Source organism: Pseudomonas sp. LBUM1644, from assembly GCF_059716195.1.
On sequence record NZ_CP166812.1, the window covers coordinates 5,889,715 to 5,906,313 of the forward strand.

Here is a 16,599-nt window from a genome sequence, read left to right on the forward strand (position 1 = left end):
AAGTTACAGGGAATGACTCCTATCTACAGACAATCATCCAAAAGGTTTCCTCAATCAATGCGACCGGATAAGAAATCGACCTGCAAGGTTGAGGCATTGGAGACGCGTGTTGTGCGAATACTTTCCGGAGCGTATAGCCGTTTACGCATGGATGGCTGAAAGGCTCAGGCCAGAGCCTTCAAGTTCATTCGCCGGGTATGTACGACGCTATTATTGCCAATTGCTGCGCAGGGCTCTCGCATCACTTATCGCCGCTAAAGTGTCGCTTCCGGACTTTTAAGGAAGAGCAATCATGATCATTCCCAACAGCATCCCGTCGACGGCCACCCGCCTTTTGAGCGTATCGAATAGTGTCGCGCCCGATTCTTCATCAAACCCGAAAGTCGTAGATTGGGGAGACTTCAAGAACGGCTCGATGCGTATCGGTCAGGGCACGTGTGAAGTGCTGGTGCAATCACTGACTGATAGAACACTGACGATCCGCCGTTATGAAAACGGCGTGGTCGAAATGGACCTCAAGCTGCCGGATATCAAAGACCTGGTGCTTTGCGGCGGTGGTGGCAAGGGCGTCGCCAACTCAGGGGCGGTGAAAGCACTGGAAGAGAGTGGCCACCTGGACAAGATACGCCGCCTCCACGGCTCATCAGCCGGCGCCATTTCAGCGGCTTTTCTCTCCAGCGGCATGAAACACGCCGACTTCGACAACATGTCGGACGAGATCAACCTTGTCACCCTCCTCGACAGTCAGCACAAAATTCTGAGTGCGATTCAGCACGTCAGCTCTGCCTTGGGCAACGGTATTGCGAATTTTCCGGGAAAGACCGGCACCATTGGACGGTTGTTGTGCGACCTGATGCCTCGCCTCCAGTCCAAAGCCATGCCGCTGGAAACACTGATCCGCGAAAAAATGGTTGAGTCGATCCAGTTGTGCTTCAACCAAGCCCTTACCGATCCTAAACGACAGCTTTCGGAGGCGACGAAAGCCTGCGTCGAAAAAATGAAAACGCAAGGCTTCGTTACTTTTGGCGATTTGGAGACGCTGAGCAAGGACATGCCTGAAATCAAGCAACTGAACATCACCGGCACTGTCATGTTCGACGAACGACCACAGATGGTGGTGTTCAACGCCAGCCTGACCCCGGACATGGATGTAGCACGCGCGGCCCATATTTCCGGTTCATTGCCCGTGGTCTTTCAAAAGCCGTCGGAACAAGGACTGGACTTTCAGGTTGAAGGCGAGCGGACCTTGTTTCAGGATGGCGGGATCATGCTCAACACACCGATCAAGGAACTTTACGAGCCCCAGTTCCCGATGAGCCCAATTCCCGAGAGCGACCAGCTGATCCTCAAGTTCGAGAGCGGTAATGGCGGCACCAAGAAAGGTCGCGGAACGTTTTTCTCGGCGCTGGCCGACAAGTTTGTCGGCGTAGGCTACTCGGCTCGGGACGCGCAAGAGGCGGCCGGCCTCCAAGCCTTTGCGAAAAATACGGTGATCGTTCCGTTGAAGACCGACAAGGGCGACTTTACCGGCACGTTAAACGGCACCGTCAACTTCAACATGCCGTTAGAGCATAAAAACCACCTGCAGCAGAAGCTGGAAATTGTGGTTGGCGACTACCTGAAAAACCACGAAAGCAACGAAACGTACACATTCAACTCCATCGGCGGCGCATTGCTGGCCCTTGATGACCAACAGTTCAACGCAGCGGCACTCAGGCTCAAAGACGTTCCCGACTGTGAGGCCGTCATCCACTTCCGCGAGCAAGCTCAACAGGGGCTGGCGGATTTAAGGCAAGCCCTGATCGACGTAAAAAAAACCACAGGCTCGGACACGTTGAGCCTGACCCCGCAATTGAGCGAGGTGATCAACCGTCTGGATCAACTCGGCGACACGGCGGGAAAAACTGAATGGCTGGCGAATAAACTCAACCATGGAAACGTCCCGGACTACATGGAACTGCTTCAAGCCGTTAAACGCATGGACGCCGGGACTACGGGCCCCAAGTCGATTGTCTTTACCTGCGCTATAGATGAAATGAGCGTGCGTGACCTGAGAACCAAGAGCGAAAACTTCATCAGTGAAGTCATCTATCCCTCCTTGTATCGTCGGGGGCAGCCTGATTCGAACGTCAAACTGCTCACAAGAGCCATCCCCGAATTGCGAGAAGCCAAAAGCTCCACCGAATTCAACACTGTTCTCCATCGGATTGCCGACCAGTACGTCCCTCGCGGCTTCGCGTCTTCGTCGCGTGCTTTCAATTCGACAACGGTCGATCAAGCCCGGGCATGGCTGATTCCTGGCGAGTAACCGCAGGCTTGGGGGGGTGCGTCCGCCCTCTCATCCCTGGCGCTCGTCAGGCGTCGTTTCAGTCTCACCCCCCTGGTCTTTCGGCGGTCCGCTTTCGCTTCGAATCTGCGCATGGCTGATCAGCGCGAAGATAAAGCTGCCGCCGATGATGTTGCCCGCCAGCGTCGGCCCGGCAAACACCAGCCAGAAATCCTTCCAGGGCAATTCGCCGGCAAATACCAGATAGGACACCTCCGCCGATCCAACCACGATGTGGGTGAAATCCCCCAGCGCCATAAGGTAGGTGATGAGGATGATGATCCACATCTTGGCACTCTCCATGGATGGAATCATCCAGACCATGGTGGCGATCATCCAGCCTGAAACGATGCCTTTGGCGAACATCTGGCTGGCGTCGTTCTCCATGATCTTGCGGCCGATGTCGAGGAAGGCCAGGTCGGTTTTACTGTCGAATATCGGCAGGTGCAACATGACGTAAGCCACCAGCAAAGTGCCGCAGAGGTTGCCCACCAGCACGACTGACCACAGGCGCAGCAAACGGCCGAAATTGTTGAGTGTGGGTTTGGTCATGACCGGCAAGACGGCCGTTAACGTGTTCTCGGTGAACAACTGCTGGCGGGCGAGGATGACGGCGAGGAACCCGGCGCAGTAACCGAAACTGGCAATCACCTTGAACGCTTCGCCATCCGGCAAACGCGAGTTGAGCAACCCCATGGCCATCAGCGACAGGCCCATGGTCAGGCCGGCGGCCAGTGCGGACCACCATAGCGCGGCGACACTGCGCTCCAGCTCCTGATCGCCCTGGGCACGGATGATTTCATGCAGAACCGCAGCGCGCGGTGGCTGGTTCTTCTCGACTTCGTGCTGTTCTTTCGTCGAGAGGTTCGGGGTCTTGCCGTCTTTTGGGGTGTCCATATAGCTCCTGAACCTGTGGCGTGTCATGTAAGTACGACATGCGCGGTCCGGGAGCGTTCTGTAGGAGCTGCCGAAGGCTGCGATCTTTTGATCTTTCCTCGACGTTATTACTGACGGATCCCAGCCTGTGTAGGAGCTGCCGGAGGCTGCGATCTTTTGATCTTGCCTCGACGCTATTACTGACGGATCGCAGCCTGTGTAGGAGCTGCCGGAGGCTGCGATCTTTTGATCTTGTCTTCGGGGCCTTACTGACGGCTGAAAATCAGGATCAAAAGATCGCAGCCTTCGGCAGCTCCTACGTGACATCATCCTGGAACTGGTCTTTGACGTATTTGATTTCAGTCCGGCCGTGAGGCGCCGGCAAACCATCTTCCCCGAGGTTGACGAAGACCATTTTCTCCACCGTCAGGATGCTTTTGCGGGTGATCTTGTTGCGCACTTCGCAGGTCAGGGTGATCGAGGTGCGACCGAACTCGGTAGCGGTGATGCCCAGTTCGATGATGTCGCCCTGACGCGAGGCGCTGACGAAGTTGATTTCAGAAATGTACTTGGTGACCACGCGCTGGTTGCCCAGCTGAACGATGGCGTAGATCGCCGCTTCTTCGTCGATCCAGCGCAACAGGCTGCCGCCGAACAGCGTGCCGTTAGGGTTGAGGTCTTCGGGTTTTACCCATTTGCGGGTGTGGAAATTCATATTCGCTCCTGAACGTATTGCCCAATGATGGTGGGCATCATGGCAGAGCCCGACCCAGAGCTCTATTAAGCATCGACTATGGTCTCGATTACCGTTCAGACATTGATCAACAGAAAGGCTTTGGAAGATCAGCATAGCCCGCTATAATCGCCACCGTTTCAAAACGGTCATCTCCAATTGATACCGTTTTCCCGCCACCTGTCCGAGGGGCGCTGCAGCAGGTATTCCTGTCAGGCTCGGATGGGGCGTTGCCTGGTCGTCATCGACCAGACACTAAACGCACAACGGCGCCCATTCGCATACATTACGAATGGAGGCTCATCATGAGCGCTGTTATCACGCCTGCAGATTTTAACGATTACAAAGTCGCCGACATGTCCCTGGCTGCCTGGGGCCGTCGCGAAACCATCATCGCCGAATCCGAAATGCCAGCCCTGATGGGTCTGCGCCGCAAGTACGCCGGTGAGCAGCCGCTCAAAGGCGCCAAGATTCTCGGCTGCATCCACATGACCATTCAGACTGCCGTGCTGATCGAAACCCTGGTTGCCCTGGGTGCCGAAGTACGCTGGTCGTCCTGCAACATTTTCTCGACTCAGGACCAGGCCGCTGCCGCTATCGCCGCTGCCGGCATCGCGGTTTTCGCCTGGAAAGGCGAAACCGAAGAAGAGTACGAGTGGTGCCTTGAGCAAACCATCCTGAAAGATGGCGCGCCTTGGGATGCCAACATGATCCTCGACGACGGCGGCGACCTGACCGAGCTGCTGCACAAGAAATACCCGGCCATCCTGGACCGCGTCCATGGCGTGACCGAAGAAACCACCACTGGCGTTCACCGCCTGCTGGACATGCTGGCCAAGGGCGAGCTGAAAATCCCGGCCATCAACGTCAACGACTCGGTGACCAAGAGCAAGAACGACAACAAGTACGGCTGCCGTCACAGCCTGAACGACGCGATCAAGCGCGGTACCGACCACCTGCTGTCCGGCAAGCAAGCGCTGGTCATCGGTTACGGCGACGTGGGCAAGGGCTCCGCTCAGTCCCTGCGTCAGGAAGGCATGATCGTTAAAGTGTCCGAAGTCGACCCAATTTGCGCCATGCAAGCTTGCATGGACGGGTACGAGTTGGTTTCGCCGTTCATCGACGGCATTAACGACGGCACCGAAGCCAGCATCGACAAAGCGCTGTTGGGCAAGATCGACCTGATCGTGACCACCACCGGCAACGTCAATGTTTGCGACTCGAACATGCTCAAAGCCCTGAAGAAGCGCGCTGTTGTCTGCAACATCGGTCACTTCGACAACGAAATCGACACCGCTTTCATGCGCAAGAACTGGGCATGGGAAGAAGTGAAGCCACAGGTTCACAAGATCCACCGTACCGGCCCTGGCGCGTTCGACGCTCAGAACGACGACTACCTGATCCTGCTGGCTGAAGGCCGTCTGGTTAACCTGGGCAACGCAACCGGTCACCCAAGCCGCATCATGGACGGTTCGTTCGCCAACCAGGTTCTGGCTCAGATCTTCCTGTTCGGCCAGAAATACGCGGACCTGTCGCCAGCCCAGAAAGCCGAGCGCCTGACCGTTGAAGTACTGCCGAAGAAACTCGACGAAGAAGTGGCCCTGGAAATGGTCCGCGGTTTCGGCGGCGTTGTGACTCAACTGACCAAGACCCAGGCCGACTACATCGGCGTGGCCGTCGAAGGTCCGTTCAAGCCGCACGCTTACCGCTACTGATCGGCGCTGCTTAAACGCTCTTTGTAGGAGTTGCCGTAGGCTGCGATCGTTTGATCTTTATTTTGCACAACATTTGAAGATCAAAAGATCGCAGCCTGCGGCAGCTCCTACAAGAGTTTGCGTCCGGCTTACGTGTTTCCAAGGATATGACCATGTCCCAAGATCGTCGCTACAGCTTTGAGTTCTTCCCTACGAAGACCGACGCTGGGCATGAAAAGCTGCTCGCCACTGCTCGCCAGCTGGCCACGTACAACCCCGATTTTTTCTCCTGCACCTATGGCGCTGGCGGTTCGACGCGTGATCGTACCCTCAACACCGTGTTGCAGCTCGAAAGCGAAGTCAAAGTCCCTGCCGCACCGCATCTTTCGTGCGTGGGCGACAGCAAGGACGACTTGCGCGGCCTGCTGGCTCAATACAAGACCGCTGGCATCAAGCGTATCGTTGCCTTGCGCGGTGACCTGCCGTCGGGCATGGGCATGGCCAGCGGCGAGATGCGTCACGCCAACGATCTGGTCGAATTCATTCGCCAAGAGACCGGCAATCATTTCCACATCGAAGTGGCCGCCTACCCGGAGATGCATCCGCAGGCACGCAACTTCGAAGACGATATCGCCAACTTCGTGCGCAAGGCCAACGCCGGCGCCGACAGTGCGATTACCCAGTACTTCTTCAACGCCGACAGCTACTTCTACTTCGTCGAGCGTGTACGAGCGCTGGGCGTGAACATCCCGATCGTGCCGGGCATCATGCCGATCACCAACTACAGCAAGCTCGCGCGTTTCTCCGATGCCTGTGGTGCGGAAATCCCGCGCTGGATCCGCAAGCAGCTGGAAGCCTACGGCGACGACAACCAAAGCATTCAAGGCTTTGGTGAGCAAGTCATTACCGAGATGTGCGAACGCCTGCTGCAGGGTGGCGCGCCAGGCCTGCACTTCTACACGCTGAACCAGGCTGAAGCGAGTCTGGCGGTGTGGAACAACCTGAAGTTGCCGCGTTAATAGTCGTCAAAGCAAGATCAAAAGATCGCAGCCTGCGGCAGCTCCTACAGTGGAATGTGTAATCCCTGTAGGAGCTGCCGAAGGCTGCGATCTTTTGTTTTATTGTGAAGCAACACACGGAGATAGAGCTTCTGGATCGGGTTTCTGGCTCTTTCCGGTTTCTCGTCGTAATCTCAAGCCATGCCCTTGATCCCGCAGTTACTGACCCTGTTTCTTTTCACTTGCCTGAGCTTCGCCGCTCGGGGCGAGAAATTGCGCATTGTCACCGAACCCTGGGCTCCGTACGTGTATGAACAGGACGGTAAATCCCTGGGCCTGGACTACGAAACCACCGCGATTGTCTTCAAACGCCTGGGGATCGAAGTGGAATGGCAATTCCTGCCATGGAAACGTTGCCTGTCGATGCTCGAGCAAGGCCAGGCCGATGGTGCGCTCGATATTTTCCACACCGATGAGCGCGACGCGACCCTGCTTTATCCAAGCGAACCGCTGTCAGAAGTCGAGTTCGTGATGTTCTACGCCAACGAACATCCCCACCCGTTCCGCACCCTCGACGAACTGCGCGGCCTGACTGTCGGCACCTCGCCAGGCTACCTGTACAGCAAGGATTTCAGCGACTCGACGTTGTTCACCCGCGAACCGGCACCCACCCATGAAGCCAACTTCGGCAAACTGGTGCGCGGCCGGATCGACCTGCTGATCACGGATCGCCGGGTCGGGCAGCACTTGCTCGATGAGCTGGACATCCGCGACAAGATTACCGAGAACCCTACGGTGATCAGCCATCAGAGCCAATTTCTCGCCGTGCGCCGCAACGCCGGCATGGATTTGCTGGTGGCGCGCTTCGGGGCCGAACTCAAACGTTTCAAGAGGGAGCCCGCCTACGCCGAACTGAGTGCCCGCTATGGCGCCGACCCAACGTCCCAGCCGCAGGCCACTACGGCTTCCAGTACTGCCGTAAAAACCGTTGAGCAGCAGGAAAGCGGCGCGCAGTGATTGCTCTGTTATACTCCGGCCTTCCCGCCAGGCTCACGCCCGGACGCTCGGACTTGTTCAAGGCATCTCGACCCCGCTACAGCGCAGCTTTCCAGCCCGCGCGAGCGCTCCAGACGAGCTTTCAGGCCCCAGCAGGACCGGACGGGATTGCGTTCCTCATAAACGCCATTCGCGCCAGGCAAGACTCCCATTGGGCCAAGCCCTAACTAAAACAGGATTACTCATGTCCTTTGCTTCCCTCGGTCTCTCCGAGGCTTTAGTCCGCGCCATCGAGGCAGCGGGCTATACCGAGCCTACTCCGGTGCAACAGCGGGCCATTCCCGCCGTGTTGCAAGGTCGCGACCTGATGGTCGCGGCTCAGACAGGTACTGGTAAAACCGGCGGCTTCGCCCTTCCGATCCTGGAACGGTTGTTTCCTGGCGGTCACCCGGACAAATCCCAGCGTCACGGCCCGCGCCAACCGCGCGTACTGGTCCTGACCCCTACTCGCGAACTCGCGGCGCAAGTGCATGAGAGCTTCAAGGTCTATGCCCGTGACCTGAAGTTCGTCAGCGCCTGCATTTTCGGCGGCGTCGGCATGAACCCGCAGGTTCAGGCCATGTCCCGCGGTGTTGACGTGTTGGTGGCCTGCCCTGGCCGCCTGCTCGACCTCGCCGGCCAAGGCAGCGTCGATTTGTCCCACGTGGAAATCCTCGTGCTGGACGAAGCTGACCGCATGCTCGACATGGGCTTCGTCCATGACGTGAAGAAAGTCCTGGCCCGTCTGCCGAGCAAACGCCAGAACCTGCTGTTCTCGGCGACGTTCTCCAAGGACATCACCGACCTCGCCGGCAAGCTGCTGCACAACCCGGAACGCATCGAAGTCACGCCGCCGAACACCACGGTCGAGCGCATCGAACAGCGTGTGTTCCGTCTGCCAGCCAACCACAAGCGTTCGCTGTTGGCGCACCTGATCACCGCTGGCGCCTGGGAACAGGTGCTGGTGTTCACCCGCACCAAGCACGGCGCCAACCGCCTGGCCGAGTACCTGGACAAACACGGCCTGAGCGCCGTCGCAATCCATGGCAACAAGAGCCAGAACGCTCGCACCAAAGCCCTGGCCGACTTCAAGGCCGGTGAAGTGCGCATCCTGGTAGCCACCGACATCGCCGCTCGCGGCCTCGACATCGATCAGTTGCCACACGTGGTCAACTTCGAACTGCCGAACGTCGACGAAGACTATGTTCACCGTATCGGCCGTACTGGCCGTGCCGGTCGTTCGGGCGAGGCGATCTCGCTGGTAGCCCCGGACGAAGAAAAACTGCTGAAAAGCATCGAGCGCATGACCAAGCAGAAGATTGCCGACGGCAACCTGATGGGCTTCGACTCCAGCGCCGTAGAAGCCGAGAAACCAGAAGTTCGCGAGCGTCCGGATGTGCGTAACCCGCGCAACCCACGTGGCCCGCGCGGCGATGGTCCGAACGGCACTGGCGGTGGTGGCGGTCGTAAAGACAAAGGCAAGGACAAGGGCGGCAAGGAAAAACCTGCCGCCACCGCGGGTCGCGGCGAGCGCCCGGCGCGCGAGCAGAAGCCACGCGAGGGCACACCGGCTCGCGAGCAACAGCGTCCGGCGCCACGCGCTGCCGCTGATCGTGCCCCGGACGAGTTCCTCGACGACGATGTGGATAACTTCGGTAACCGCGTCGACTACGTGCCTCAAGCCAAACCGGCCCAGGGCCGTGGTCGCCGTCCGGGTGCTCCGGCACAAGGCGCGGCAGCCGGCACTGGCGCGGGTGCACCGCGCACCGGCGGCAAGCCACAGGGTCGCCAAAGCGGTCCACGCAGCAGCGATGGCGCCACCACCGGCACGCCGCCGGCCAAGCGCAGTGGTCCGCGCAATGGCGCGCCACGTGACGGTCAGGCCCGTCGCGAAGAAGGCCGCAACCGTCGCCCGGCACGTGATGAGCAGCCGCGTTCGGAACCGGCCGTGCAGAACCCGCGCGGCCCGGCGCCGAAGATCATTCACAAGGAGTCGAAAACCGATCGTTTCCCGACTCCTGAGCAACTTGATCAACTGCCAGGCCGTCCTCGTGGCGAAAAACCAGCGCTGCTGACCCGCAACCGCTGATTTATCGCTGCAATAAAAAATGCCCTGGACCGCAAGATCCAGGGCATTTTTTTGGTGCGTGAATCGCTTTTGTAGGCGCTGCCGCAGGCTGCGATCTTTTGATCTTGATTTTCATTGAGCAGAACCAGGTAGGAGCAAGATCAAAAGATCGCAGCCTGCGGCAGCTCCTACAGGGGTTTGTGGCAGGCACAAAAAAACGCCCCCGCTCGTGAGAACGGGGGCGTTTTTGTTCAAGCGGCGAAAGTTACTTCGCTTTGACACCTTCAAAGGTGATGTACAGATCCACGGCGTCGGACTGTGGACCCAAGTCCATCATCTTGCCGAAATCAGAACGCTTGATGCTGGTGGTGCCTTCGAAGCCGGCACGGTAGCCGCCCCATGGATCCTTGCCTTCACCCAGGAAAGTGGCCTTGACCACGATTGGCTTGGTCACGCCAGCCAGAGTCAGGTCGCCGGCCACGTCGGCAGTGACTTTACCGTCGGCGTTTTTGCCGGTGGTTTTAACGCTGGTGGAGACAAAGGTGGCCTTAGGGAATTCAGCCACTTTCAGGAAGTCTTTGCTGGAGATGTGCTTGTCGCGCTCAGCGTTGTTGGTGAAAACGCTCGCCGTGTTCACGTTGAACTCGATCTTGCTGTCTTCCGGCTTGGCAGCGTCAAAGCTGAACTTACCGTCGATGTCCTTGAACGTACCGGTGATGTAGCTGTAACCCAGGTGGCTGATCTTGAAGTCGACGAAGGCATGCTGGCCAGTCTTGTCAACGACGTAGTCAGCGGCCATTACGTTGGCGGACAACAGGGCGGAACCGATTGCCAGAGCGGCGAGGGTTTTTTTCAACATGTTTGTATTCCTTGGGGGCTAAGTTGAACGTCAGGCTTTGCGACCCAGCATTCGCTTGAGGGTCACATCACGGTCGATAAAGTGGTGCTTCAGTGCTGCCAACGCATGGAGGCCGGAAAAAATGACCAGCGCCCACGCCAGGTAGAAGTGAATCGCACCGGCGTTATCTGCCTGGTCCGGCAGTCCGGAAACCAGTGCAGGCACTTCAAACCAGTCAAACACCGGAATCCCGACACCCTCTGCGGTGGAAATCAGGTAACCGGCAATCATCACAGCGAACAAACAGAGATACAGAAAACCATGGCCGAACTTGGCGCCGAGGCGCGTCATGCGGCTGTAGCTTTGCAGCGTCGGTGGTGGCGGGCTGATAAAGCGCCACAACACGCGCAGCACCATGAACGCCAGCAGCAACAAGCCGATGCTCTTGTGGATGTCCGGCCCGGCTTTACGCCAAGGGTCGTAATAACCCAGATCGACCATCCACAAGCCCAGAGCGAACAAACCGTAAATCGTCAGCGCCACACCCCAGTGCAGGAAGATGCTGACCCAGCCGTAGCGGGAAGTAGAGTTACGTAGTTGCATTGCCGAGTCCCTGTAAGTGCTGGCCCAAGACTATCGAGTTATCTATCGAATTAAAGCCGAAAATTTCGCTTTGAAATATCGGGAAATACGATCAGTAGTCTCAAATAGGTGTGTTAAGGAAAGATTAAAGACCAATGTGTGAGAAAAAATGCAGTCCAACTAAAGAACACTTTCGCCGTCGGGTTTATTCGATTCCCGGGGTTGGTTTTCTCCAGGCACAAAAAAACGCGGCCTTTCTGCCTGGTAGCGGCCCCTTGTAGGAGCGAGCTTGCTCGCGATGGATTCAAGTGCGGCGCGTTTATTCAGAAAACACGCTTTATCGTTGACGTCCATCGCGAGCAAGCTCGCTCCTACAGGGGTGGCACCAGGCATCTCTGCCGCGTTTCTTTAATCCAAAAACTTACTGCGTTTTGGTCTCTGTTACCGGGGTCGCAGCGGGTTTGGCCGCTGGTTTTTTCGCCGGCTCGGCTTTCTTCACCGGCGCCTTGGCTGGCGCTTTCTTGGCTTCGGTCTTGGCTGCCGGCTTCTTCGCCGGGGCCTTTTTAGCCGGCTCGGCTTTCACCGGTGCCGCAGGTTTCGGCGCTTCGACCGGAGCTGGCGCAGGGGTCGGGGCTGGCGCTGGAGCCGGTGCAGGTGGAGTGACAGGCTCAGGTGCCTTGACCGGCTCTGGTTTCTTGTCGTCATCCGAACCACCGAACAGGTTGCTGAAGAAGTTGCCTTTCTTGGCCGCCACTGCACCCGCCGCCGCAGCCGTGGCTGCCGGAACAACCTTCACCGGCTCAAACGACTTGCCCGCCGCCAGGTCTTCAACCTGGCTGGCCGCACGCTGCCCGGTGCGCAGTGCGCCTTCCAGGGTGCCCGGGTACAAGGTGTCGGTGTGTTCGCCAGCAAAGGCTACACGTTGCAGCGGACGCTCCCACAGGCGCCAGTACTTGCTGATCTGCCCCGGACCGAAGGCCAGGTAAGCGCCGCCCATCGACGGGTCGGTGCTGTAGCGGCGGATTTCATAGCCGGTGAACGCACCGCGAGCCTGTGGATAAAACGCGTGCAGGCGGATCAACACCTGATCGACCATCTGTTTGTCGCCGAAGGCCTGCATCACCCGGGCGTTATCGCCGGACAGGTTGATCACCACGTTGGCGCCGCCCTTCAAGGCCGGTTCAACCCACAACATGCCAAGGCCGGTGTTGCTGTAGATCTCGCCGGTCATCCGCGCCTTGCTTTCCCACACCGGCGTCTTGAATTTCAGCATGATCTGGTCGCGCCAGCCGTAGTTGGTGCCCTTGATGGCGCCCATGTGCTGGGCATCCAGCGCCGGGGTCATCTGGATCTTGTTCAGTGCGCGCAGCGGCACGGCGACAACGACGTAGTCAGCCTGATAGCCAACGCTGCCGACTTTGACGGTCACGCCGTCCTTGTCCTGGGTAATGGAGGAGACCGGAGAGCTGGTCTTGATGGTTTTCAGTTGTTTAACGAAAGCCTGGGCCAACACCGGACTGCCACCGACCAGACGCGAAGCGCGCAGGTCACGGTCGGAAACACCGCGATAAACACGACCTTGCTGTGCGAAATACAGCAACGACAGGCGCGAAGGTTCGTCATAACGGCTGCGAATCTGCTGGTTCACCAGTTGGCGCGCCGTTGCTGGCAGGTTCAGGCGATCGAGCCAATTGGCCACGTTGATCTGGTCCAGGGCGAACAGCGTGCTGTTGGCGGCCGGGTTCTGCGGATCATCGATCGAGCGTGCCAGATCATCCACGGTTTTTTCGTAGCGCTTGAGCGCGTCGGCAGTGGCCGGTTGTTTGGTCGCCAGGTCGGCGGCGGTGAAGTACTCGCCATCGATCAGGTAGCCCGGCGTACGCACGAACTCCGGAGCCGGCGTGGTGCTCAGCTTGAACGTCGAGACGTACTTGTTCAGCACCGGTTGGGTCTTGTCGTTGCCGATCCACTCACTGGTGGCCATGCCGGAGCGACCGCCCAGGCTCGGCTTGGCTTCCAGCAAGGTGACCTGCCAGCCTTTATTCTGCAGTTCATAAGCGGCCGTCAGGCCGGATAGCCCGCCGCCGATCACGATTGCGGTTTTATCCTTGGCCAGCGCAGACACGCTGAACAGCCCCAACATCACCAGCGCACAGGCGCGCAGCCAACCAGCAGACATTCAGAGAACTCCGGAAATACACGTGAAAATAGCGGTTTTACGAGCCAGACGACTCAAAGAACCGCGAAGGATACGTCAGGCTTCAGACGCCCGCCAGCAACGTCTACTGGCCTATACAAAGTAGCTCAATCGACACAATGGGTTGTCCCCGCGCGATGCATTGCATAGGCTTGCGCGATTGTTTGCCCGCCTGCATCGCGGGTAGCCTCGAGGAGACCGAATATGGGACTGAATAAACAGTGGATGGAACGCGATCTCGCAGTGTTGTGGCATCCCTGCACCCAGATGAAAGACCACGAACAGCTGCCACTGATCCCGATCAAGCGCGGTGAAGGCGTCTGGCTGGAAGACTTCGAAGGCAAACGCTACCTCGACGCCGTCAGCTCCTGGTGGGTCAACGTGTTCGGCCACACCAACCCGCGCATCAATCAGCGCATCAAGGACCAGGTCGATCAGCTGGAGCACGTGATCCTCGCCGGCTTCAGCCATCAGCCGGTGATCGAACTGTCCGAGCGCCTGGTGAAAATGACGCCGGAAGGCCTGACCCGGTGCTTCTACGCCGATAACGGTTCGTCCTGCATCGAAGTCGCGTTGAAAATGAGCTTCCACTACTGGCTCAACCGCGGCCAGCCGAACAAGAAGCGCTTCGTCACCCTGACCAACAGCTACCACGGCGAAACCATGGCGGCGATGTCGGTGGGCGACGTGCCGTTGTTTACTGAAACCTACAAGGCGTTGCTGCTGGACACCATCAAGGTGCCGAGCCCCGATTGCTACCTGCGTCCGCAAGGCATGAGCTGGGAAGAACACTCGCGGAACATGTTCGCCGCGATGGAGCAGACCCTGGCAGAGCATCACGACACGGTCGCGGCGGTGATCGTCGAGCCGTTGATTCAGGGCGCGGGCGGCATGCGCATGTACCACCCGGTGTACCTGAAACTGCTGCGCGAAGCGTGCGACCGCTATGGCGTGCACCTGATCCACGACGAAATCGCCGTCGGTTTCGGCCGCACCGGGACGATGTTCGCCTGCGAGCAAGCCGGCATCCGCCCGGACTTCCTCTGCCTGTCCAAGGCCCTGACTGGCGGTTACCTGCCGCTGGCTGCGTGCGTGACGACCGAAGACGTCTACAGCGCGTTTTACGACGACTACCCGACCCTGCGTGCCTTCCTGCACTCACACAGCTACACCGGCAATCCGCTGGCGTGCGCGGCGGCATTGGCGACGCTGGATATCTTCGAAGAAGACAACGTCATCGAGAACAACAAGGCTTTGGCTCAGCGCATGGCCACCGCCACCGCGCATCTGGTGGATCATCCGAACGTGTCGGAAGTACGCCAGACCGGCATGGTGCTGGCCATCGAGATGGTCAAGGACAAGGCCACCAAGGAAGCGTATCCGTGGCAGGAACGTCGCGGCTTGAAGGTGTTCCAGCATGCCTTGGAGCGAGGTGCTTTACTTCGTCCGTTGGGCAGCGTGGTGTATTTCCTGCCGCCGTACGTGATCACCCCGGAGCAGATCGACTTTCTGGCCGAAGTGGCCAGCGAAGGCATCGACATCGCGACCCGTGACAGCGTCAGCGTGGCGGTGCCGAAGGACTTTCATCCGGGTTTCCGCGATCCGGGCTAAGTTCACTCGTGACTTTGTGGGGACTGTGCCGCCGCCTTCGCGAGCAAGCCCGCTCCCACAGGGGAATGCATTCCAATGTGGGAGCGGGCTTGCTCGCGAATGAAGTCGACACCGATTCAGATGATTAACACTTTCCAGAGACCCAGCATGAGACTGTCCCGCTTCTTTATCGACGCCCCTTTGAGCACTGGCGAACACGAGTTGCCCGAGGCCCAGGCCCATTACATCAGCCGCGTGCTGCGCATGGTCGAAGGCGATGCGCTGCAGCTGTTCGACGGCTCGGGCCAGGAGTTTCTCGCCACGCTGCGGGACGTTGGCAAGAAGCGCGTTGTCGTGCAGATCGATGAATGCTTCGCCGGGCAGGTCGAGTCGCCGCTTGCGATCCATCTCGGCCAGGGTTTGTCCCGTGGCGAGCGGATGGACTGGGCGATTCAGAAAGCCACCGAACTGGGCGTGAGCGAAATCACCCCGATTTTCAGCGACCGCTGCGAAGTCCGGTTGAAAGACGAGCGCGCCGACAAACGCCTGCTGCACTGGCGCCAAGTGGCGATCAGCGCATGCGAGCAGTGCGGGCGTTCACGGGTGCCCGTGATTCATCCGCCGCTGCTGTTGGCAGACTGGTTGAAGCAGACTGAGGCTGAATTGAAACTGGTGCTGCACCCAGTGGCTGAGCCGTTGGTGAATCATGCGAAGCCGGCGACGTTGGCGTTTCTGATTGGCCCGGAAGGTGGGTTGTCGGATGCCGAAGTTGATCAGGCCAAGGGAGCAGGTTTCCATGCCGCCCGGCTCGGACCTCGCGTGTTGCGCACCGAAACCGCGCCGGTGGTTGCGTTGGCGGTAGCCCAGCAGCTTTGGGGGGACTTCTAAATTTTGAAAGATCGCAGCCTTCGGCAGCTCCTACAGGGAATCGCATTTCAACTGTAGGAGCTGCCGAAGGCTGCGATCTTTTGATCTTCTGCTTCACAAGACATAAAACATTATCGCCACAAAGTGCAGCAAGCTCCCGGCAATCACGAACAAGTGCCAGATCCCATGGGCATGCCGCAGCCTGTTGTCGAGGGCAAAAAAGATAATCCCCACGGTGTACAACACCCCGCCCGACGCCAGCCAGGCAAAGCCTGTTGTACCCAGCGCTGCCAGCAACGGTTTGACCGCCACCAGCACAATCCAGCCCATCACCGCGTAAATCACGATCGACAGGATCCGCGCTTCCGAACGCGGTTTGATCTCTTGCAGGATGCCGATCAGCGCCAGTCCCCAGACAATCCCGAACAACGTCCAGCCCCATGGCCCGCGCAATGTCACCAGGCAGAACGGTGTGTAGCTGCCGGCAATCAGCAGGTAGATCGAAAAGTGATCAACCTTCTGCATGATCGCTTTCTTGCGCCCGCGCACGCTGTGGTAAACGGTCGACGCGCTGTAGAGCACCATCAAGGTAAACCCGTAGATCGCCACGCTGACGATTTTCCACGGGCTGCCGTCCAGGCTGGCGATCACCAGCATCCACACCACCCCCACCGTTGCTGCCACCGCCCCGACCAAGTGCGTCCAGGCGTTCAATCTTTCCCCGTGATACATGCGTTGCTCGCCTTAAAATTCACTGCAACATCGCGCAAACTGTAGGCGCTGTCGAGTGAAACG

At 58.7% G+C, this 16,599-nt stretch carries 13 protein-coding genes and 1 riboswitch; of the genes, 7 read left to right on the top strand and 6 right to left on the bottom strand.

Annotation, left to right across the window (positions count from 1 at the left end; genetic code table 11):
- Nucleotides 1-292: 292 nt before the first annotated feature.
- The gene (locus ACA052_RS27060; protein ID WP_497647540.1) at nt 293-2,308 is read left to right on the top strand and encodes a patatin-like phospholipase family protein; all 2,016 of its coding nucleotides are present in this window, start codon (nt 293-295) and stop codon (nt 2,306-2,308) included.
- Nucleotides 2,309-2,338: 30 nt separating this feature from the next.
- Here the strand turns inward: ACA052_RS27060 and ACA052_RS27065 are convergent, their stop codons facing one another.
- Both ACA052_RS27065 and ACA052_RS27070 read right to left on the bottom strand, forming a co-directional pair.
- Complete coding sequence (locus ACA052_RS27065) at nt 2,339-3,223, bottom strand: formate/nitrite transporter family protein (protein WP_497647541.1); 885 nt, start codon at nt 3,221-3,223, stop codon at nt 2,339-2,341.
- Nucleotides 3,224-3,518: 295 nt separating this feature from the next.
- The gene (locus ACA052_RS27070) at nt 3,519-3,917 is read right to left on the bottom strand and encodes an acyl-CoA thioesterase (protein WP_497647542.1); all 399 of its coding nucleotides are present in this window, start codon (nt 3,915-3,917) and stop codon (nt 3,519-3,521) included.
- Between the two features lie 198 nt (nt 3,918-4,115).
- Nucleotides 4,116-4,217: riboswitch (S-adenosyl-L-homocysteine riboswitch) on the top strand.
- A 23-nt stretch (nt 4,218-4,240) separates the two neighbouring features.
- On the opposite strand from ACA052_RS27070, the gene ahcY reads away from it, so the two are divergent.
- The 4 genes from ahcY to rhlE2 all read left to right on the top strand — a co-directional run bounded on the left by ahcY (nt 4,241) and on the right by rhlE2 (nt 9,751).
- Nucleotides 4,241-5,650, top strand: coding sequence for an adenosylhomocysteinase (gene ahcY, locus ACA052_RS27075; protein ID WP_497647543.1), 1,410 nt, complete (start codon nt 4,241-4,243; stop codon nt 5,648-5,650).
- A 152-nt stretch (nt 5,651-5,802) separates the two neighbouring features.
- The gene (gene metF, locus ACA052_RS27080; RefSeq protein WP_497647544.1) at nt 5,803-6,648 is read left to right on the top strand and encodes a methylenetetrahydrofolate reductase [NAD(P)H]; all 846 of its coding nucleotides are present in this window, start codon (nt 5,803-5,805) and stop codon (nt 6,646-6,648) included.
- 180 nt (nt 6,649-6,828) lie between these two features.
- Nucleotides 6,829-7,644 carry a substrate-binding periplasmic protein gene (locus ACA052_RS27085; protein ID WP_497647545.1) on the top strand — a complete coding sequence of 272 codons (816 nt, stop codon included), beginning with the start codon at nt 6,829-6,831 and terminating at the stop codon, nt 7,642-7,644.
- A 223-nt stretch (nt 7,645-7,867) separates the two neighbouring features.
- Entirely contained in the window at nt 7,868-9,751 is a 1,884-nt protein-coding gene (rhlE2, locus tag ACA052_RS27090; RefSeq protein WP_497647546.1) for an RNA helicase RhlE2, read from the top strand.
- Between the two features lie 244 nt (nt 9,752-9,995).
- Here the strand turns inward: rhlE2 and ACA052_RS27095 are convergent, their stop codons facing one another.
- The 3 genes from ACA052_RS27095 to ACA052_RS27105 all read right to left on the bottom strand — a co-directional run bounded on the left by ACA052_RS27095 (nt 9,996) and on the right by ACA052_RS27105 (nt 13,329).
- Nucleotides 9,996-10,589 carry a YceI family protein gene (locus ACA052_RS27095; RefSeq protein ID WP_497647547.1) on the bottom strand — a complete coding sequence of 198 codons (594 nt, stop codon included), beginning with the start codon at nt 10,587-10,589 and terminating at the stop codon, nt 9,996-9,998.
- A 30-nt stretch (nt 10,590-10,619) separates the two neighbouring features.
- Complete coding sequence (locus ACA052_RS27100) at nt 10,620-11,171, bottom strand: cytochrome b (RefSeq protein ID WP_497647548.1); 552 nt, start codon at nt 11,169-11,171, stop codon at nt 10,620-10,622.
- Between the two features lie 400 nt (nt 11,172-11,571).
- Entirely contained in the window at nt 11,572-13,329 is a 1,758-nt protein-coding gene (locus tag ACA052_RS27105; RefSeq protein ID WP_497647549.1) for a flavin monoamine oxidase family protein, read from the bottom strand.
- Nucleotides 13,330-13,551: 222 nt separating this feature from the next.
- On the opposite strand from ACA052_RS27105, the gene ACA052_RS27110 reads away from it, so the two are divergent.
- Together ACA052_RS27110 and ACA052_RS27115 are read left to right on the top strand one after the other, a co-directional pair.
- On the top strand, nt 13,552-14,958 hold the full coding sequence (locus ACA052_RS27110) for an adenosylmethionine--8-amino-7-oxononanoate transaminase (protein WP_497647550.1): 1,407 nt from the start codon (nt 13,552-13,554) through the stop codon (nt 14,956-14,958).
- A gap of 147 nt (nt 14,959-15,105) precedes the next feature.
- Entirely contained in the window at nt 15,106-15,825 is a 720-nt protein-coding gene (locus ACA052_RS27115; RefSeq protein ID WP_497647551.1) for a 16S rRNA (uracil(1498)-N(3))-methyltransferase, read from the top strand.
- Between the two features lie 93 nt (nt 15,826-15,918).
- Here ACA052_RS27115 and trhA read toward each other — a convergent pair whose 3' ends face one another.
- Nucleotides 15,919-16,536, bottom strand: a complete 618-nt coding sequence (gene trhA / locus ACA052_RS27120) for a PAQR family membrane homeostasis protein TrhA (protein ID WP_497647552.1) — start codon at nt 16,534-16,536, stop codon at nt 15,919-15,921.
- Between the last annotated feature and the right edge of the window lie 63 nt (nt 16,537-16,599).